This is a genomic window from Nocardia sp. PE-7 (assembly GCF_030486425.1).
GTDB lineage: Bacteria > Actinomycetota > Actinomycetes > Mycobacteriales > Mycobacteriaceae > Nocardia > Nocardia salmonicida_A.
On the sequence record NZ_CP129614.1, the window covers coordinates 6,746,730 to 6,766,563 of the forward strand.

17 protein-coding genes are annotated in these 19,834 nt (G+C 66.7%); 10 read left to right on the plus strand and 7 right to left on the minus strand.

Annotated elements, in window-relative coordinates; all coding sequences use genetic code 11:
• Positions 1-29: 29 nt before the first annotated feature.
• Positions 30-1,577 (minus strand): TerD family protein, encoded by a 1,548-nt coding sequence (locus QX204_RS31600; protein WP_301904111.1) that lies wholly within the window; start codon positions 1,575-1,577, stop codon positions 30-32.
• 27 nt (positions 1,578-1,604) lie between these two features.
• On the minus strand, positions 1,605-2,957 hold the full coding sequence (locus QX204_RS31605; RefSeq protein ID WP_301904112.1) for a TerD family protein: 1,353 nt from the start codon (positions 2,955-2,957) through the stop codon (positions 1,605-1,607).
• 205 nt (positions 2,958-3,162) lie between these two features.
• Between QX204_RS31605 and QX204_RS31610 the strand changes: the two genes are divergently transcribed.
• The 3 genes from QX204_RS31610 to QX204_RS31620 are packed head-to-tail and all read left to right on the plus strand — an operon-like array spanning position 3,163 to position 5,266.
• Positions 3,163-3,786, plus strand: a complete 624-nt coding sequence (locus QX204_RS31610) for an AIM24 family protein (protein WP_056823909.1) — start codon at positions 3,163-3,165, stop codon at positions 3,784-3,786.
• A gap of 9 nt (positions 3,787-3,795) precedes the next feature.
• Positions 3,796-4,497 (plus strand): AIM24 family protein, encoded by a 702-nt coding sequence (locus QX204_RS31615; RefSeq protein WP_301904113.1) that lies wholly within the window; start codon positions 3,796-3,798, stop codon positions 4,495-4,497.
• Positions 4,498-4,501: 4 nt separating this feature from the next.
• Positions 4,502-5,266: an AIM24 family protein gene (locus QX204_RS31620; RefSeq protein ID WP_301904114.1), complete on the plus strand. Its 765-nt coding sequence runs from the start codon at positions 4,502-4,504 to the stop codon at positions 5,264-5,266.
• Between the two features lie 46 nt (positions 5,267-5,312).
• Here the strand turns inward: QX204_RS31620 and QX204_RS31625 are convergent, their stop codons facing one another.
• Genes QX204_RS31625 through QX204_RS31640 form a run of 4 tightly spaced genes read right to left on the minus strand, consistent with a single transcriptional unit; the run spans position 5,313 to position 11,266 of the window.
• On the minus strand, positions 5,313-6,110 hold the full coding sequence (locus QX204_RS31625; RefSeq protein WP_301908178.1) for an HAD family hydrolase: 798 nt from the start codon (positions 6,108-6,110) through the stop codon (positions 5,313-5,315).
• A 38-nt stretch (positions 6,111-6,148) separates the two neighbouring features.
• Positions 6,149-8,812: a phosphoribosyltransferase gene (locus QX204_RS31630; protein ID WP_301904115.1), complete on the minus strand. Its 2,664-nt coding sequence runs from the start codon at positions 8,810-8,812 to the stop codon at positions 6,149-6,151.
• The gene (locus QX204_RS31635) at positions 8,809-10,020 is read right to left on the minus strand and encodes an HpcH/HpaI aldolase/citrate lyase family protein (RefSeq protein ID WP_301904116.1); all 1,212 of its coding nucleotides are present in this window, start codon (positions 10,018-10,020) and stop codon (positions 8,809-8,811) included. Before QX204_RS31635 ends, QX204_RS31630 begins: the two co-directional genes overlap by 4 nt.
• Positions 10,021-10,054: 34 nt before the next feature.
• Positions 10,055-11,266, minus strand: a complete 1,212-nt coding sequence (locus tag QX204_RS31640) for a hypothetical protein (RefSeq protein WP_301904117.1) — start codon at positions 11,264-11,266, stop codon at positions 10,055-10,057.
• A gap of 194 nt (positions 11,267-11,460) precedes the next feature.
• Here QX204_RS31640 and QX204_RS31645 point away from each other — a divergent pair, with 194 nt between their 5' ends.
• Positions 11,461-12,036, plus strand: a complete 576-nt coding sequence (locus QX204_RS31645; RefSeq protein WP_062990541.1) for a TerD family protein — start codon at positions 11,461-11,463, stop codon at positions 12,034-12,036.
• A 69-nt stretch (positions 12,037-12,105) separates the two neighbouring features.
• Positions 12,106-13,215: a DUF475 domain-containing protein gene (locus QX204_RS31650; protein WP_301904118.1), complete on the plus strand. Its 1,110-nt coding sequence runs from the start codon at positions 12,106-12,108 to the stop codon at positions 13,213-13,215.
• A gap of 60 nt (positions 13,216-13,275) precedes the next feature.
• On the opposite strand, the gene QX204_RS31655 is transcribed toward QX204_RS31650, so the two are convergent.
• Positions 13,276-14,652, minus strand: a complete 1,377-nt coding sequence (locus tag QX204_RS31655) for a glycosyltransferase family protein (RefSeq protein ID WP_301904119.1) — start codon at positions 14,650-14,652, stop codon at positions 13,276-13,278.
• 169 nt (positions 14,653-14,821) lie between these two features.
• Here QX204_RS31655 and rpsF point away from each other — a divergent pair, with 169 nt between their 5' ends.
• The 5 genes from rpsF (at position 14,822) to dnaB (ending at position 19,740) form a co-directional block, all read left to right on the plus strand.
• A complete protein-coding gene (gene rpsF, locus QX204_RS31660) occupies positions 14,822-15,109 on the plus strand; it encodes a 30S ribosomal protein S6 (RefSeq protein ID WP_056823926.1) in 288 nt (95 codons plus the stop codon).
• Between the two features lie 94 nt (positions 15,110-15,203).
• The gene (locus QX204_RS31665; protein ID WP_056823931.1) at positions 15,204-15,779 is read left to right on the plus strand and encodes a single-stranded DNA-binding protein; all 576 of its coding nucleotides are present in this window, start codon (positions 15,204-15,206) and stop codon (positions 15,777-15,779) included.
• Between the two features lie 33 nt (positions 15,780-15,812).
• On the plus strand, positions 15,813-16,064 hold the full coding sequence (rpsR, locus tag QX204_RS31670) for a 30S ribosomal protein S18 (RefSeq protein WP_056823934.1): 252 nt from the start codon (positions 15,813-15,815) through the stop codon (positions 16,062-16,064).
• A 17-nt stretch (positions 16,065-16,081) separates the two neighbouring features.
• Positions 16,082-16,534: a 50S ribosomal protein L9 gene (gene rplI / locus QX204_RS31675; protein WP_301904120.1), complete on the plus strand. Its 453-nt coding sequence runs from the start codon at positions 16,082-16,084 to the stop codon at positions 16,532-16,534.
• A 668-nt stretch (positions 16,535-17,202) separates the two neighbouring features.
• The gene (gene dnaB, locus QX204_RS31680; RefSeq protein WP_301908179.1) at positions 17,203-19,740 is read left to right on the plus strand and encodes a replicative DNA helicase; all 2,538 of its coding nucleotides are present in this window, start codon (positions 17,203-17,205) and stop codon (positions 19,738-19,740) included.
• Positions 19,741-19,834: the final 94 nt, after the last annotated feature.

The window sequence follows — 19,834 nt, forward strand, 5'->3', positions numbered from 1 at the left end:
CCGGCGCAGGCCCGAACGAAACTTCCGCTCTACATCCGGAGGTAGCGGGCCTGGAGTTCTGGTTCGGCGGGGAGCATGTCGAGGTCGAGTTCCCAGGCGTTGCCGGTCCAGGGGTCGAACAGGGGGGTGCCGGGCATGGTGGGAAGGTGCCTGCACGACTGGGCTAGGAGATCTACCGGACCGTCGCCGAATTCGCCGCTGCCGCTGCCGACGATGACCAGAGACAGGCCGATCAGGTCGCCGCGCACCATCAGTTGGCCCAGGCGCACCACGTCGCTGCCCTGGTAGCCGTGGGGGAAGTCGGCGGCGACGAGGATGCGGTGTTCGGTGGGGGGTACGGCTTGTCCACTGTTGTAAGCGATGTCGGCGAGTTCGGCCGCGTGGGCGAGTTCGGCGAGGCGCGCGGAGATGTCGCCGTGGTCGGCGATGACCGGGCCTGCCAACAGTGGCGCGAGGGGGGCGGCGAGGGTGCGCAGGCCACCGGTGAGGTCGATCAGGTCGACCTTGGTCGGCTTGTCGGGGATCGCGGCCACGAGCCGGGCCACCAGGGCGCCGACCACGCGCGAGGCCGCGGCGGTGGACTCGGTGTCGACCCACAGCGGCCGATTCAGCGGCACCGGAACGCAATACGGCACGCGCAGGCCGCCGCGGTCGAGGGCGTAGAGCTCGCCGAGGCGAATACCGTCGGCGCGGGCGGCGCGGGTGGTCCACGCGGGAGCGAGCCAGGAGGCCAGCGCGGCGGGCATGGCGGCGTCGGCTTCGGCGATCTCCTGGCCGAGTTGGTCGCTGTCGCGACGGTGGTCGGCGTCGGCTGAGGCGACGAGGTCGTCGTGCCGGCGTTGTGCTTGCGCGCGGGCCGCGTCGGCGGCGGGGGTATTACGGGTCGCCGGGTTCGACACCGCTTCGGAGAGTTCTTGATCCAGCCGTTTGGTCGCGTAGTCGCGGGCCGAGACCAGGGCGGCGGCCGAGCGGGCGGCGTCTTCGAAGATCATCCACATGCGTTGCAGGCCGTGATCGACCTCGAGCGGAATGCCCGACGCGGGTACAGGTCTCGCGACCGTCTCGGTGGGAGCGCTCGGCGGTGCGAGGGGTTGCGGCTGCCAGGCCTGCGCGGGCGCGGGTGGGGTCACGCCGTGCGCGCTGAGCAACTGTGCCGAGCCGCCCGCGTAACCCTGACCGAGCGCCCGCAACTTCCAGCCACCGCCACGGCGGTACACCTCGAGGCAGATCAGCGCGCTCTCGCCCGCTGTCGGAGCGATGACGAATTCAGCGGCGGGACTGCCGTTTTCGAACAGCGACGCGGTCACCGCACCGAGCGTCTGCCCGCCCGCGACGAACAGCAGCACCGCGTGCGCATCGGACCTGAGCTGCGACAGCGTCAGATCCACCGCCGCTCCGGCGAAGCTCACCCCGGGTGCCGCGGGCCGCGACGCGCACACGTGATCGTGCACGTCGCGAACCCGCAGATCCTCGCCGACCACCAGCGCACCGAGTTCGACGGTGCCGGTGGTCTGCGCGGTGAAGCGCACGGAATCAGCGGTCAGAGCAGTGTTCTGCCCCGCTTTCAGGTGAATCACGGTGTCTGCCCTGCTCTGTCGCTTGGTTCAGTTGCCGCCGAGGAATCGGCCCAACTGCGGCACGGCCTCACCTGGATGCTTGGCGTTGAAGCCCTCGCCGAGCGCCTGCATCTTCCAGTCGCCGCCCGCGCGGTACACCTTCGCCATCGCCATCGCGGTGAACGGCATGCCGCCCGCGAGGGTGTAGCGCGCCAGCTCGCCGTTGGTGGTGCCGTCGATGAGGCGGCTGAACGCGTTCTGCACCTGCTCGAAGGAATGGCCCTTGTACGAGGTGACGATGAACAGCAGCGTGGTGATGTGCGCCGGGATCCTGGTCAGGTCGACGAGGATCATCTCGTCGTCGCCGTCGCCCTCGCCGGTGAGGTTGTCACCCTGGTGGCGCACCGAACCGTCCTTCGACGACAGCTGGCCGTAGTAGGCCACGTCCACGAGGTTCTGGTCGGCGAACAGGCAGACCGAGGCGTCGAGGTCGATGTCGACGGTGCGGTTGCCGAACATTCCACGCGTGCGCACCGGGTCCCAACCCAGACCCATCTTCACGAAAGTCAGCGCGGCGCCGCCGTCTTTGCGCAGCGTGACCCGCTGGCCCTTCTGCAGGCTGACCGGGCGATCCTTGCTCAGGCTGATCTCACCGGTCGGCTGCTGCGGCGCACCCTGCGCGGGCGGCGGGTAGCCCTGTCCGGGCGGCGGCGGGTAGCCGCCGGGGGGCTGCTGGGCCGGGCCGGGCGGGGGCGGGTAGCCACCACCGGGCGGGGCGTAGGCGGGCGCGGGCTGCTGCGGGTAGCCGGGCGCGGACTGCGCCGGGTACGCGGGCGGGGCCTGCTGCGGCGGGGGCGGCGGGGGCGCGGCCTGCTGCGGGGCGGCCTGGGCAGGCGAATCATCAACCTGCACACCGTGATCGGTGACCAGTGCCGCGAATCCACCCGCGTAGCCCTGGCCGACCGCGCGGACCTTCCAGCTGCCCTGGCGGCGGTACAGCTCGAGCGCGATCACGATCGACTCGGAGTTCAGACCATCGATCTGGTAGCTGAACAGCTGGTTGCCCGACGCGTCGGAAACGATGGCGGTGGGCGGGGCGAAGCGGCCGAAGTTGCTGTTCGCGTCGTCGAGGGTGATCACCGCCCGGATCTGATCGATGTCGGCGGGCACCGCGGGCAGCGAAACAGCAAGCGAGGCAGGCTGACCCGCCGGTCCGGGCCGCAGATCGACACCCGGTCCACTCGGCTGGTTGTAGAAGACGAAATCAGCGTCGGTGCGGACCTTGCCCTGCTCGGTCACGAGCAGCGCGGACAAGTCGGCCGGTGCGGTGACCTGGAGCGAGATCACCACATCACTGACGGCCACCGGGCCGTTCTGGCCCTTGGCGAGTGTTGCAGACAAGTTCGACCCTTCGCTTGTCGTTGGTGGGTGTCGACGGAACTCGCTTGCCACTCTACGAGAAACCGGGCGCACACGTCCGGGCTCTGTGGCGCCCACCCACTATGTTCGGCGTCGCGGGCGGAGTTTCGCCTGATCGGTTAGGGTGACGACGCAGTCGGACGACGGCGGTTCGCCCGCCTATTCAGAGGGGACAGCGGAGCCTGTCATGGCGCAATTGTTCGAACAGTCGAAGAAGGTGATCGAGGCGCAGCTCGCGGGGACGAGTATCCGCGCGATCGCAGGCTCGATGGTGGCCTACGAAGGCAATGTGCAGTTCAAATCGGCCGGGTTCGGCGGCGGCGAGGGCGTGCTCAACGGCCTCAAGCGCCGCGCCACCGGCGAGAAACTGTCACTGATGGAATGCAACGGCAACGGGCGCGTCTTCCTCGCGGTGAACGGTCAGAACGTCACCGTGGTGAACCTCAACAATGAGACTCTGCAGGTGGAGTCGCAGCAGCTGCTGGCCTTCGCGGGCAATCTGCGCACCGATGTGCGGTTCGCCGGGGTCGGTGGGATGTCGGCGGGCAGCGGGCTGTTCACCACCACGGTCAGCGGACAGGGTCAGGTGGCGCTGCTGTCGGCCGGTGGGCCGCTGATCCACCTGGAGGTGTCGCCGCAGTACCCCTTGATCGTGGATCCCGACGCGTTCGTCGCCTCGCGCGGCAATCTCAACCAGTCGTTCGTCACCGACGTCTCCTGGCGGAGCATGGTCGGTCAGGACGCGGGCGAGGCATTCTCGCTGCGGTTCGACGGCCAGGGTGTCGTGCTGATCCAGCCGGCGGAACGGTAGGGGCAGGCGATGTTCGAGAAGGTCAACAGCAAGGTCGTCAAGGTCAACGTCGGACAGGCGGGCGGCGTCGTCGCCCGGTCCGGCGCGATGCTGTTCTACACGGGTCAGGTGGCGTTCGCGCCGCATCAGATTCCCGGCGCCGGTCAGGGTATGGGCGGTGGCGGTCTGATGCGGATGGCCGGGCAGATGATGGCCGGTGAGCACCAGCGGACCATGCTGGCGCAGGGCAACGGCGAAGTCCATTACGGATTCGCCGGGCTCGAGGTGCACGTGGTGCAGATGCAGCCGGGTGCGGTGTTGCGAGCCGAGGCTTCGCGCCTGCTGGCGCAGTCGGCCGGTTTGCAGGCTTCCGTGGTGTCCGTGGCCAGTTCGGGCGGCGGCGGCGGTGGTGGCGGCGGTCTGATGGGCGCGCTGCGCGGTGCTGCCGCGGGTGTCGCGACCGGCACCGGCATGTTCACCACCCAGCTCAGCGGACAGGGTTCGGCGGTGCTGCTCGCACACGGCGGATTCCTGGAACTGCAGGTGGGCGGGCCGAATCCGATCGTGGTCGACCCACAAGCGTTCGTCGCCGCGTACGGCAATGTGCAGACCGAGTTGAAGTCCGCGATGAGCTGGCGCGATGCGGTAGGCCGCGGCGCGGGCGAGGCGATGCAGTTGCATTGCCACGGACAGGGTGTGGTGTACGTGCAGGCCTCCGAAGAGAAGTTGTGAACCGATGAGCGAAATCCTCTCGCCGATGAATCTCGGTGCCAGCGACAACATTCCGGGCAACAGCTACGCCTACAGCATCGATCTGACCGGACCGTGGTTCATGCGCAAGGGCGCGATGATCGCCTACTACGGCCAGATCGAGTTCCAGATGCTCACCCACGGGTTGCAGGGCGGGCTGATGCATATGGTGAGCAGCCAGTTCTCGGCCCCGCTGTTCGCGGGCGACTACGTGGTGGCGCAGGGCCACGGCAAGCTGATCATCGGCGACCGCAGTTACGACATCAATTCCTACGATCTCGAAGACGGCAATCTCACCATCCGTGGGGCGAACCTGCTGGCCTTCGAGCCGGGACTGGCTCTCAAGCAGTCGATCGTGCCCGGGTTCCTCACGCTGATCGGTACCGGCAAGTTCCTCGCTTCGTCGAACGGGCCGGTGATGTTCGCCGAGCCGCCGCTGCGCGTGGACCCCGAATCCCTGGTCGGCTGGGCTGATTGCCCCTCGCCCAGTCACCACTACGACCAGGGTTGGATCGGCAGCTTCCTCGCGGCGGGCGCGGCCAGGATGGGCGCCAACTCCGGCGAGGAACGTCAGTTCGACTTCACCGGCGCGGGCACTGTCCTGATCCAGTCGACCGAGAAGATCATGAGCGACAACGCGCTGGTCCGCACGATCGAGGGTCAGCTCCAGAGCGGTGTGACGGTCGGTGGCCTACAGCGCATCCAGGGCGTGATCGCCCAGCAGCTGGCTGGTCAGCAGCAGCACTACTGACCACTTCGAACCCGGGCGGCCATTTCGGCGCCCGGGTTCTCGCCGGTCAGCCGACCGGCACGGTGGTGCGCTGCGCCGAGGCGTGGAACCACTCGAGGATTTCCTCGCCTGCCAGGATTCCGGCCGTGGTGGTGATCGTGAGGTTGGGGGCGGTGAAGTTCAGTTCTTCCAGTTCGCCGTGGCGCGGACGGATGGCGGCGTCGGCGGCTTTCAGCATCTCCGCGTCGAGCGCGCCGTCACCCGCGGTGAACAAGGTTGCGCTGCCGGCCAATTCGCCTGCCTCGGTCAGCCTCTTGCGGACTTCGGCGACGGCGAGACTCTTGCAGACCGCGTCGGGCATCGTGTAGATCTTGCGCCCCTGCTGGGACGCCGACCAGCCGTTGGCACGGCACCAGCTATCCCATTCGGCGAGAAAGCCGGTGGGCACCTGGTCGGGGCGCACCACCAGGTAGCAGAACAGTTCGTCGGCCTCGCGGTACTTGGTGACCCAGGAATCGTCTATGCGGGAACGTAATTCGGCGCCGACATCGGCGAGGGTGGCTCCGGACGCGTTGACCTGGTCGTCGATGGCGACGCGCCAGGCGGGGTCGGGTATGCCGTCGACGAGGATGTTGCCGCCGTTGCTGGTGATGGCATAGCGCCACGGAGCGCCGGGCAAGGTGATGCGCTGGAACTGTTCGATCGTGCGGGTGGTCGTGGGGATCACCGGGGCGATGCCCGCGAGTTCGCGCAGGGCGGCGATGGCGGCGGTGGTCATGTAAGAGAGCGGTTCACCCTCGTAGTACTCGACGCACTCCTTCGCCACGGCTTCGGCGCCACCGAAGCCGTTGCGGGAGAAGATCATCGTGCGATCCAGATCGGTCGCGAAGAGGGACTCGGCGGTCACCGGGCTAGCTCCTTGATCAGGCCCATACAGGAATAGGCCAGGTCGGGGACCACTTCCACCGGGACATTGCGCGCCGCGGCGAGCAGGCGGATGTGGGCGTGCTCCGGCGCGTCTGCCTCGCGGACCAGCACTCGCCACGGTACCCGGCGCAACAGCACACGGGTGGTCTCGCCAACGCCTGGTTTCACGTAATTGACTGTGCTGATGCCGTATTCGGCGCGGACCTTCTCCACCGAGGCCCATCCGGACCAGTCGGGAGTGCGGTCGGAATCCCGGATCGCGGCGACGGCGGCCGGGACCTTGTCGCTGATCGCGTCGAAAGCCGCTGTGACGGTGTCGATCAGCTGATTCGACACATCGGCGTCGATCAGATCGCGGTAGAACTTGGCGCCGTGGAACTCGCCGGGGCCGATCAGGGTGGTGTTGAGGACCGTGCGGGAAACCAGCCCTGACACAGTCGAATTCAGGCAGGCGGAGGCGATGAGGAAGTCGTCGCGGGTGCCGTAGGTCCGCACGCAATTGGCGGGATCGGCCAGGACGACGAGCTCGTCGTCGAACCGGGCGCCGCCGGCAGCGTGATACGCGTCGAGCGCGGCGGTGAGCTCGTGGGTGATGGCGCCCTTGCCGGTCCAGCCGTCGACGAAGACGATCGAGGACGGATCGTGGTGGCGCGCGAGATAATCCAGCGCCACCGCGTCGATGCCGCGGTCACGCACGATCGAGACCGCGTAGTGCGGGACGGTCAGCGGTTCGCGGCCGATACCGCTGACGAGCCACCGTCGCATCAGCACGCCGACTGGAGTGCCCGCCCTGGCCAACGAGACCAGCACGATGTTCTCACCGCGTTCGGCGACAACGAGTTCGGCCACGGTCGCGACCGCCAGCGCCAGTCGCTGCGCGCTGTCGGCCAGCACGCGGTCGAAGAGCTCGCGGTATTCGGCGTCGGGCTGGAACTCCACCGGCAAGGACTCGGCGTAATGGGCGACGCCGGCCTGGATGCGATGCTCGCGCTCGGTCACATCGGCTTCCAGATCGGCATCCGAGAGATCCTTCAGCAGCCACGAAACATCTTCGGGCGCATAGGAACCGAACTCGGGTCCGTGCAGGGCGACGGGGAGCGGGCGCGCACCGCGCTCGTCCGGGACCGAGCTCGCGCCGCCACCGTGTTCCGCGTGGCCGTCCCGGTCAGTCGATACGGTTCCCGTGGTCGATTTCTCGCGGCCCGGCGAATCAGCCCGGGTCGCGGAATCGTTGTGCGACATCGAGAGCGACGCTGTCACGGCGACCGGCGCAGCGGTCCGGCCCGCGTGCAGCGCACGGGGATCAGCGCCGGGGAGCACAGCGACCAAGACGTCGGCACCCGATGCCGTGAGGGCGTCGACCAGGCCGCCGGGAGCAACCAGCTCCGGGGTGTCGGCGGGGGGATCGATAACGACCAGCAGGACCGGGTCGGCGTCGGGCCACTGCGCGTTGTACAGGTAGCGCTGGGCGGTGGGGTCCGGTTCCGGGGCGGTGAAGCGGAAGCCTCGACGGAGCGGGTAGCCGGGTTCGTCCAGGACGTATGCCGGTGAGCGGGTAGTGGTTTGGAATCGGGTGGGAGTGCCCGCGTCGGCCAGTTCAGCGGCCAGGCGCAGGGGCAGGTACATGAGTTCTTCGTGGCCGATGACGATCACCGGGCGCCCGGCGAACTCGGCGTCGAGACGGGTGTTCACCTCGTCGGCGACGGATTTCAACGCGATGTCGAACGCGGCGGCATCCGAGCGCAGGATCCCGTGCCTGCCGCCCTCGGGAACATCTGCGGGCCAGCTCAATTCGATGCGACCGTACGAACCCGATTGTGTCGCGACCGGATTCAGCTGCGGATCGGGCAGGGCGGTGACGGTGTCGATCAGCCCGGAAGGCAGCTCGGTGCGACCGGAGGCCAGGCAGACCGTGTCGATGCGCGCACCGAGTTCGGCTGCGGCAGCTTCGAATTTGGTCCGGTCGGCCGGTGTCCGCATGTCGACCAACGAGGCGAGCACGTAGTGCGAGCGGGGAGCGAAAGCGTGCAGCGCTCGCACCGCGTCGATGGCGGTGTCGCCGGTGGAGATCTCGTCGTCAACCAGCACCAGCGGGAGATCGTTGGCGAAGATCGCGGCGGGCGCGGGCTGGAGCAGATGCGAGGTGGCGTGCGAATGGCCCTCTTCGAACCCGGTGAGCGTGGTGGCTCGCGACTCGTGGCGGCGGGTGGAGTGCAGGTAGCAGCCCGCGTCGATCCGCGCGGCCACACAGTGACCAAGACCTGTTGCCGTCTCGGCGAAGCCGAGCACGACGGCTTCGCGCTCACCGAGCACTTCACGCACGAGATCGCCCAGCCGATTGCCCGCGCCGATCACCACACGCGGGTCGGTCGGCAGGTGCTTGCCGAGCACGGTGGACACCAGCAGATGCGCCCGGCGCGGATTGCGGCGCAGACCCGGCTGTACCAGCGCGCCGATCGACAGTGCGCCCGTCAGCACACTTTCCGCGGACAACGCGACGAACCCACCGTCAGTCGGCACGCCCTCGGCAGACGTCCCACCCGGCAAGCCATCCTCGGCCGAGCGCGCGGCGAAGGACTCGCCGTGATGCAGCTCGATACCGAGATTCACTGTTGCCCATGGTGTTTCGAACGCACTCATTCGGCGATCATCGCTGTCAGCAAGTCCACGAAAGACACTCCCTTGTTCGCAACCCCGAACGCACGGGCCCGAACCAGCGTCTGGCGGGCCCAACTGCGGTGGGGGCGCATCTCGTTCATCTTGTTGCGGTATTCCGAGGCCGCGACGCCACCGACATCGGCGGCCATGATGTCCAGCGCGTCGGCGTACTCCTCGTGGGTCACCACCGACAGCGCGTGCACCACGGCCACGTGCGAGGGGTGGATCACCGTTTTGCCCTGGATACCGTTGGCACGGTCGAGGGTGATCTCGCGCAGCAGGCCGTCGAGGTCACGGCTCACCAGGTACTGGCGGAACTTCACCGCGTCGGACTCCTCGAAAGGCGCGCTGCGCAGCTGCGGCCGGAACATCCGCTCGTGGTCGGCGAAGTACTCCCACACCGGTCCGGTGATGATGAAACCGGTGCCGTCGACGCGCCCGAGGTAGTTGACGATGTCGGCGATCACGTCGGCGACCACTCGCACGTCGTAGATCGTGAGGTCGCGGTCGCGACGGATGCCGAAGGTCGAGCACATGTCGGTGGCGCCGATCCGCACGGCCAGCAGCTGCTCGCGGTGTCCGGCGAGCAGTTCGGCGATGCGCGCGAGCTGCTCGTCGCGGGTCTGGCGGTGCACCAGGTTCGCCGATTCGAGCACCGGCATCGCGTAGACCGGGCGGCCGAGGCTGCGGTTGGCGTCGTCGAGCGCGGCCAGGTACGCGGGACCGCTCACGGCGTCGAACTTCGGGAAGACGAACCCGGTGAGCACATCGGCGCCCGGCCCGAGCGCGGCGACCAGCTCGCCGACCGAGGCCGCGTCGCGCACCCGGATGAACAGCATCGGATTGGCGTCTTCGCCGCGCGCGAGCAGGTCGAGGGTGTCCACCGCGTGCTGTTTGGCGGCCTCCACCTGGTGATCGGCGACGGCGTCCTCGAGGTCGATCACCATCGAACACACCCCGCGCGCGGCGCGTCGGCGGATCGTCGCGGCGAGATCGGGGCGCGTCGCGGGCACATAGAGCGTCGCGCCGAGCGCGGTCGCCAACAGCTCCCGGTCGTCGGGGCCTTCAATCGGCTCCGGCTCGACCAGGAACAACTCCCGCCTGCGGGGACCCTGCAACTGCTGGAAATGGCGCAGCGGTACCTGCTTACGCAAGCAAACTTCCGGTGCGATGGCGTAGCCCGCGGTCATTCCCCCCACCTCATCTGTCGACCCATTGTCATTTCTACTTTTCGGAAGCGTGTTTTCTGATTCGCTCGACCACTCCGGCGATGAACTCCGCGACGGTACCCAGCTCGGTAACATACGCCCAATAGTCTGGATGGCGACCAGTGAGTCCAGCGGTGATGCGGTCGAGGCGTTCGGCTTGTGCATCGAGAACCGAGCCCCACTCGGCGACCAGTCCTCGGTCGACCGCGAGCATCTGCGCGTCCCGCAGCCGGAATCGTACGGTGCGGGCCTGAGCTTCGGGGTCGGCACGTACCTCACGGAGCAATTCGAGGCGCCGGGTGACGGCGTCGACCAACTGCTCGGCCTCGGCGAGGTACTCGCGTGCGGTGGCGGTCACATCAAGGGCGGTCTCCGGATCACGATCGGCTGCCGCGACGCGCGCGCCGACCAGCGCCTCGTCGGCGGCATCCATGCCGCGACGGCTTTCCCGCTCATTGTTGGTCAAGTCCGCCGAACTCGCAGCACTGAACTCACGAAGCAGCGCGGAGTAGGCGGGCCCGAGCGCACCGGCGCGATTGCGGACCGCGGCCAGCCGGGTGGTCACCGAGGCGATCGCGTTCGCGGCGGCCGACGCACGAGAAGGTGCCTGCGCCAACGCATTCGACAATTCCGTGGTCGCCTGCTCCACCTGCGCCGCCGCCTCGCGCGCGCCCGCGACGGCAGTGCCGGGATCGACCGAAGAGGCTGTGATCAGAGCCTCATTCAGCCTCCTTACACCCGTGGCGATCGAAGGGTAATTCGTGAATCCGGACGACGCCGCGGCCGCCAGCACCCGTTCGGCCTCGGCTCGCACGTGCGTCACGAGCTGCGGCACCGATGCCCGCACGGTCGCCGCCTCGGCGAGACCGGCGCGGTTCGCGTTGTAGAACTCGTCGACCCCGCGAGCGGCGTCGTTCAGCTGCCTGACCAACGCGTCGGCCCGGCCCGGACCATCGAGCACAGCGGTGCCGGCCCCCTCGGCGGCGTCGAGTTCGTCGGTGAAACTCAGGTAGGCGCCCGCCGCGGCGTAGCACCGCGCGCGCACCGGCTCCCAGACCGCGCCGATCCGGCGGTCGGGGAACACCTGCTCACTGGCCACCACGCCCGCCTCCGCCGCCGTCTGCCTGCGATCCATATCCAGAAAGGCGGCCGACGTCGCGGCCCGCGCCCCGCTGATCCACTCATGATCGGCCCCCGATCTGAACCATCCGCGTCTGCGAGGTGTCACCGGCACATCCCCTTTCCGAACCACGCATGCGGGCCGCCCGCTCACTGCCGTCGATGGTAGGAGATTCCCCCCGTTAACCTGGGCTGCAGACGGTTCCTACGCAAGATCTGCGAAACCTATTACTGTCGTAGCGGTACCCGGCGATTCGGACATGCTGGGAAACGACACACCGGACTAATCGAAGGGATTCCCGCATGGGTGTCAGTCTGTCCAAGGGCGGCAACGTTTCGCTGAGCAAAGAGGCTCCGGGTTTGACCGCGGTCTCGGTCGGCCTCGGCTGGGACGTGCGCACTACCACCGGCACCGACTTCGACCTCGACGCGAGCGCAATCGCGACCGGCGCCGACAAGAAGGTCGTCTCCGACAAGCACTTCGTTTTCTTCAACAACCTCAAGTCCCCCGAGGGCGCCATCGAGCACAAGGGCGACAACACCACGGGTGAGGGCGAAGGCGACGACGAGGTCATCGACGTCGACCTCGCCAACACCCCGCCGACCATCGAGAGCATCTTCTTCCCGGTATCGATCTACGATGCCGAGACTCGCTCGCAGTCGTTCGGTCAGGTACGCAACGCCTACATCCGCGTGGTCAACAAGGCCAACGGCACCGAGCTCGCCCGATACGACCTGTCCGAGGACGCCTCGACCGAGACCGCTATGGTCTTCGGCGAGCTGTACCGCAACGGTGCGGAATGGAAGTTCCGCGCCGTCGGTCAGGGCTACGCCTCCGGCCTGTCCGGCATCGCTCGCGACTACGGCGTCAACGTCTAGTCACCCTCGCGAACAGGGGGCTCGGCACATCGGGCCCCCTGTTTGTGCGAAACAGAAAGGTCCCTCCGCGTGATAACGCGCATCTTCGGCCTGTCCATCGCCCTCACGGTGGTCTCACTGGTCGTGGCTTACCTCTACGGTGGCCTGACCGCACTCGCACTGTGCGCGATCCTCGGCATTCTCGAGGTGTCGCTGTCATTCGACAACGCTGTCATCAACGCCACCGTCCTGGAACGGATGAGCGAATTCTGGCAGAAGATCTTCCTGACCATCGGCGTACTGATCGCCGTGTTCGGTATGCGCCTGGTCTTCCCCCTGGCCATCGTCTGGGTCACCGCGGGACTGAACCCGGTCCAGGCGTTCGATCTGGCGCTGAACCCGCCCGAGAACGACGCGGCTACCTTCCCTGACGGCAGCCCCAGCTACGAAACGCTGCTCACCGACGCGCATCCGCAGATCGCGGCGTTCGGTGGCATGTTCCTCGCACTGCTGTTCCTGAACTTCATCTTCGAGGACCGCGAGATCACCTGGCTCAGCTGGCTGGAGAAGCCCCTCGCGAAGGCGGGCAAGCTCGACATGCTGTCGGTGGTCGTCTCGGGTACCGGCCTGGTGCTGGTCGCCGAGTTCCTCGCCGACGCCGACGATCGCTCGACCGTGCTTGTCGCCGGTCTGCTCGGCATGATCGTCTACATCCTGGTCGACGGACTCGGTTCGATGTTCCACGTGGAGGAATTCGAGGAGGGCACAGCCGGTGGCCCCTCCACGCTGGTGAAGGCGACCGGTAAGGCCGCGTTCTTCCTGTTCCTGTACCTCGAGGTGCTCGACGCGTCGTTCTCCTTCGACGGCGTCATCGGCGCGTTCGCCATCACCTCCGACCCGATCATCATCGCGCTCGGCCTCGGCCTGATCGGTGCGATGTTCGTCCGGTCGATCACGGTGTACCTGGTTCGCCAGGGCACGCTGTCGGACTACGTGTATCTCGAGCACGGCGCGCACTGGGCGATCGGCGCGCTGGCGGCGATCCTGCTGATCTCGATCGGCGTGCACGTCAATGAGCTCATCACGGGTCTGGTCGGCGTGGCGTTCATCGGCGCGGCGCTCATCTCCAGCATCTTGCGCAACCGCAAGTCCGAGCCGGACGCTGTGGAAGACGCCAAGGAGTCCACTCCGGTCAGCTGATCCACGGCCGAAGAGCCACAGCGGCGGCGAGTCCCTTCCGGGATTCGCCGCCGTTGTCGTTCACGCGGGTTGCAGTTGGCGGCCCGGCGCCGTGCTCGATTCGAGGCGCCGGCCGCGCGCCCTTGCCCGCAGAAAGAGGAAGAACAGGGTGATCAACAGGGCGGTGCGCAACCACACGCCGAACTGGACGATTCCCTCCATCAGTTCGACGCTCTCGCCCTCACCCAGCGCGGCGAAGTACCGGAACACCCCGACACCCACCGCCGCGTCGGCCACCAGATAGGCCGCGACCAGCGACCACGGCACCTCGAGCAGCACCAGGAACGGAATTATCCACAGGGTGTACTGGGGTGAATGCACCTTGTGGAAAAGCATGAAGGCGGCCAGCATCGCCGCGCTCACACCCACCCACGGGTACGCCGAACTCGGGGTCCAGCGCCGCCAGCCGAGCCACATGGCCAGCGCGAACCCGCCGAAGATCAAGGTGGGCGAGGCGATCGCCACGGCGTCGTGCCAGGTCTGCGTCGTCTCCGCCGCGCGGCCGAACAGGAGCTGGTGACCCCAGTACCAGATCGAGTTGGTGGTGATGTCGGCCTGGCGCAACTGCTGGAAGGTGATCGAGGCGCGCCAGCCCTCCACCCCCGCCAGCACGAACGGCAGATTCACCGCCACGACGGTGCCCATCGCCGCCAGCAGGGTTTGCGCGGCCCCCGCCACATCGAGCTCGCCGATCCGGCGTCGATCACGCGGGGCGCCCTCGGTGAGCACGAACACCGCGAGCGGGAGCACGAAGATTCCCGGATAGAGCTTGAGACAGAAACCCAGCGCGAGCAGTACCGCGGCGATGATTCCGCGGGTGCGCACGGACAGCCCGGTCAGCATCGTCATCACGTAGACCGCCGCCACCGCCGTGCACACCACCGGCAGTTCCCAGTTGTGGAAGGCGTAGAACACCAGCGGCGGGCCGATCGCCCACAGCAGCGCCGCCGGGCCGGCGATTCTGGCCAGCATCCAGGCCGTGAGCAGAGCGAACGGGGCGAGCAACAGCGCCGACTGCCACAGGAAGTCGGCGTCGTTGTCCACCCCGATGGCGCCCGCCCACATCAGCACGCCGCTGAGCACCGGGTATTCCACCGCGCCGCCGGTCAGCGCACCGTCGTCGGTGATCGCGCCATCGACGTAAGGGAAGACGTGATTGTCGATATCGCGGCCGAGCCACAGGAATTGGATATCGGAATAGCAGACATCCGAATCCTTGCGCTCCTCGAATACCAGACTGCGACCGGATTCATCGATCGCGCCGCCCGCACACCGGGCTTTGTTGGCGTAGGCCAGCGCGAGGGTGAGCCCACACAGCAGCATCACCACGATGCTCAAGGCAGCGGTCCACGTCGCGCCGCGCCGTGCTGTGCGCTGCCGCGGGCCGACTGTGGTCATGCGACCACATTATGCGGCGGCGCCGCGATCACCGGGGTACACCCGCGGCAGGCATCGATTTCGCTGGTCACTACCCGCTCATGTAGCCTTGGCGGGTTGCTGACGCAACGAACCCTCCTGCCATGGAGAGTCCATGGCCGTTTCCTAGTCCACAGGAGGTGATTGGTCCGTGCGTCAATATGAAGTAATGGTCATCCTCGACCCGAGCCTGGACGAGCGCATCGTCGGGCAGTCCCTGGATACCCTGCTCACGGTCGTCAAGACCGAGGGCGGCAACGTCGACAAGGTCGACATCTGGGGCCGCCGCCGGCTCGCCTACGAAATCGCCAAGCAGGCCGAAGGCATTTACGCGATCGTCAACCTGACCGCGACCCCGGCCACCGTGAGCGAACTCGACCGCCAGCTGGGCCTGAACGAGACGGTGCTGCGCACCAAGGTTCTGCGCAACGACAAGTAGTCCGCACCCTTCTCGAATTTGATGTCAGAGCCTAGCTTTAGGCTCGAGCGCAAATCCCCGAGATGCGGACTGCACCCCGAGCAGGAGGAACCCCATGGCAGGCGACACGGTCATTACCGTCATCGGAAACTTGACGGCAGACCCGGAGCTTCGTTTCACGCCCGCAGGTGCGGCGGTGGCAAATTTCACCGTCGCGTCGACTCCCCGTGTGTTCGATCGCAATTCGAACGAATGGAAAGACGGCGAGGCTCTGTTCCTGCGCTGCAACATCTGGCGTGAAGCAGCGGAGAACGTCGCCGAAAGTCTGACCCGAGGCGCTCGCGTCATCGTGAGCGGTCGGCTCAAGCAGCGCTCCTACGAAACCCGCGAGGGTGAGAAGCGCACTGTGGTCGAGCTCGAGGTCGACGAAGTCGGTCCCTCGCTGCGTTACGCGACTGCGAAGGTCTCCAAGGCCGGTCGCGGTGGCGGAGGCGGCGGTGGCGGCTTCAGCGGTGGTGGTTCCGGCAATGCCGGTGGTGGATCTAGCGCAGGCGGCTACAACGCCAACAATGGCGGCGGACGTCCGGCCGGCGGCAGCAATGCCGGTGGCGAAGACGATCCGTGGGGTAGCGCGCCCGCGGCCGGCTCCTTCGGGGGCGGCGGCCGCATGGATGACGAACCGCCGTTCTGATTCGAACGGCACTCATAGTACGGAGAGAAAACCATGCCTAAAGCGCCCGCGCGCGAAAAGGTACTGAAGAAGAAGGCCTGTGCTTTCTGCAAGGAAGCAAAGTCCGGAATCGTCAATATCGATTACAAGGACACCACGCTGCTGCGTAAGTACGTCAGCGATCGCGGCAAGATCCGCGCTCGCCGCGTCACCGGCAACTGCGTGCAGCACCAGCGTGACATCGCTGTCGCCGTCAAGAACTCGCGTGAGGTGGCTCTGCTTCCTTACGTGTCGACCGCTCGCTGAGAAAGGGAGTCACACAGATGAAGCTCATCCTCACCGCTGATGTCGACAACCTCGGCGCCCCCGGCGACCTTGTCGAGGTCAAGGACGGCTACGGCCGCAACTTCCTGCTGCCCCGCGGTCTGGCCATCCAGGCCACCCGTGGCGCCCAGAAGCAGGTCGACGGAATCCGTCGCGCCCAGGACGCCCGCAAGGTGCGCGACCTGGATCACGCCAACGAGCTGAAGCAGGCCATCGAGGGCCTCGCCGCGGTTTCGCTGTCCGTGAAGACCGCCGACAGCGGCAAGCTGTTCGGTTCGGTCACCACCACCGACGTGGCTTCGGCCATCAAGGCCGCTGGTGGCCCCGTGGTCGACAAGCGCAGCATCGAGCTGCCGAAGTCGCACATCAAGGCGACCGGTAAGCACGGCATCGTGGTGCACCTGCACCCCGATGTGGTTGCTAAGTTCAACCTCGAGGTTGCTGCGAACTGAGTTCGCTGGAAACCACCCCTGTGCGTGCATAGGGGTGGTTTCTGCTTGCCATTTTCAGGCCGTTTCTGCGATAACTGATCAGTAGCCGATGTTGCGGCCGATGCGGGCCATGTTGCGCGGCTCACGGTCGGTAATCGCGTGACCTCCAGTTATTCACCCTGTGGATGACTGCGGAAACCGACCGGCAGATTTGTGATTCCCGTCATAGCCTGCACCATCGCTGTTTACCCAACACGCCCGGCTGTTCACCTTTACCGACACGCCGGAACTTCTTTCATCCACAGGGCCCAGGTTGGACAAACCGGGGCCTAGCAGGGCGTTTTGCCGTATTGACCTGGGTTTTCCCCATGTTTTCCACAGGCGCTGCACAACAACGGGTGAACTACCCCCAAGTTATCCACAGTTGTGTGCACATGTCGGGTTGGCGAGTCCCGAAAACGTCGCCTAGGTTCGTCGCATTGCCCTGCTTGCGGCCCCCGGAATCACGCAGGCAACCGATTGCTGACATCCGTGTCGGTGTCCGGGAGTACAACGAGTACATCGATGTGTAACCCCCGGTTCTGCGGGCAGAGAGGACTCCCCTGGTGACAACCACCGGTGACCGCGCGCAAACCGAGTTCACGCCTGAGCCGCCCGGCGAGGACTTCGGCCGTCAGCCTCCGCACGACATGGCCGCTGAGCAGTCTGTCCTCGGCGGCATGCTGCTGAGCAAGGACGCCATCGCCGATGTGGTGGAGGTGCTGCGCCCCGGAGATTTCTACCGCCCCGCGCACCAGGCCGTCTACGACACCATCCTCGACCTCTACGGCCGCGGCGAACCCGCCGACCCCGTCACCGTCTCCGCGGGCCTCGACCGCCGCGGCGAACTCAAGCGCATCGGCGGCCCGCCCTACCTGGTCACCCTCACCCAGACCGTCCCCACCGCGGCCAACGCCGGCTTCTACGCCGAGATCGTCGCCGAGAAGGCCATCCTGCGCCGCCTCGTCGAAGCGGGCACCCGCATCGTCCAGTTCGGCTACGCGGGCGCCGACGGCCAGGACGTCGCCGAGGTGGTCGACCGGGCCCAGGCCGAAATCTACGAAGTCACCGAACGCCGCACCACCGAGGACTTCACCCCGCTGGAAGAACTGCTCCAGCCCACCATGGACGAGATCGACTCCATCGCCTCCCGAGGCGGCATCTCCCTCGGCGTCCCCACCGGCTTCACCGAACTCGACGAACTCACCAACGGGTTGCATCCCGGGCAGATGATCATCGTGGCGGCCCGACCCGGTGTGGGTAAGGCGCTGGCGCTCGACACTCCCCTGCCGACGCCTCGTGGTTGGACCACCATGGGCGAGGTTCGTGTCGGTGAGGAGCTGCTCGATGCGCAGGGCCGCCCGACGCGCGTCGTCGCGGCGACCGAGGTCATGGTCGACCGGCCATGCTACGAGGTCGAATTCTCTGATGGGACAGTGCTCGTCGCGGACGAGCAACACCAGTGGTTGACCGAGACGCGCGCGTCACGCCGTTCCGCGCAGCAGTCGAAGTCGGGACGAGGTCGGCGACAGTTCGCCGAGGTCCGCACCACAGCCCAGATTGCCGAGACCGTGCGCTGCGATACCGCGGACAAGCGGATCAACCACTCCGTCACCAACGCGGAGCCATTGCAACTACCTGCGTGCGAGCTCCTCGTCCCGCCCTACACATTGGGCGCCTGGTTGGGCGATGGCACCTCTGCCGCAGCTCAGATCACCAGTGTCGATCCGGAAATCGTCGCGCGTATCGAAGCCGAAGGCATCGTGGCGGTTCCTTCACGATCGGCGCAATGGCGATTCCAACTGACGCTGCCCGCAGATGAGCCCGTCGCGGCCCGCACCTGCGTGGTGTGCGGCACCGAATTCACTCCGTTCACCAGCGAGGTCCGTACATGCGGCCGTTCCTGCGGCGGTAAGGCGCGATTCGTCTCCGAGCCCGTTCCGGCGCCGACCTGCGCACAGTGCGGTGGTCCGTCGATCGGATTGCGTCTGTGCCAGTCGTGCCGGAATACGGTCGGCAGCGTGCAGGCCCGGCTCCGCACGCTCGGCGTACTCGGGGACAAGCACATTCCGATTGCCTACCTGCGCTCGTCCGAAGCTCAGCGGCGGGCACTGCTGGCCGGTCTGCTCGACACCGACGGAACGGTCACGCACGGTGGGTCCGTGCAGTTCGCGGTGACCGGCGAGCGATTGTTTCGCGACGTACAGGAACTCGTCGTCAGCCTCGGATATCGCTGTGGCGTCTCGACGAAGCGCGTGCGCGGCCGTTCCGAGGAGTCCTCGACGTGCTACACACTCACGTTCGCCACGGACGACGAGGTCTTCGGCCTTTACCGGAAGGCACTGCTGCACAAGGAACGTCGCGCCACCGGGAGCACGGCTCGCTCCAACGCCCGCTACATCGTCGACGTGCGGCACGTCGAGTCAGTACCTGTGCGCTGCGTCGAAGTGGACAATGCCGACCATCTCTACCTGGCCGGTCGCTCGATGGTGCCGACGCACAACTCGACTCTCGGCATGGATTTCATGCGCAGCTGCTCGATCAAGCACGGTATGGCGAGCGTCATTTTCTCTCTCGAAATGAGCCGTACCGAGATCGTGATGCGTCTGCTTTCGGCCGAGGCGAAGATCAAGCTCGGTGATATGCGGTCCGGGCGGATGAGCGATGACGACTGGACCAAGCTGGCTCGCCGGATGAGTGAGATCAGTGAGGCGCCGTTGTTCGTCGATGATTCGCCGAACTTGACCATGATGGAGATTCGGGCGAAAGCTCGACGGCTCAAACAGCGGCATGATCTCAAACTCGTTGTGGTGGACTACCTGCAGCTGATGAGCTCGGGTAAGAAGGTCGAATCGCGTCAGCAGGAAGTCTCGGAATTCTCGCGACACCTCAAGCTGCTCGCCAAGGAACTCGAAGTTCCGGTGATCGCGATCTCGCAGCTGAACCGTGGTCCGGAACAGCGAACCGACAAGCGGCCCATGGTCTCCGACCTTCGCGAGTCCGGCTCGCTCGAGCAGGACGCGGATATGGTCATCCTGCTGCACCGACCCGACGCCATCGAACGCGACGACCCCCGTGGCGGCGAGGCCGACCTCATCGTCGGCAAACACCGTAACGGCCCCACCGCCACGATCACCGTCGCCCATCAGCTGCACCTCAGCCGGTTCGTGGATATGGCCAGGGGCTGATCCAGGCTCCACCGACCACGGCCCGATACCGATCGCGCAACCGATCTACAACATGTGGCGACCTCTCGGCAAACCGGTCGGAGGGGGCGGATGA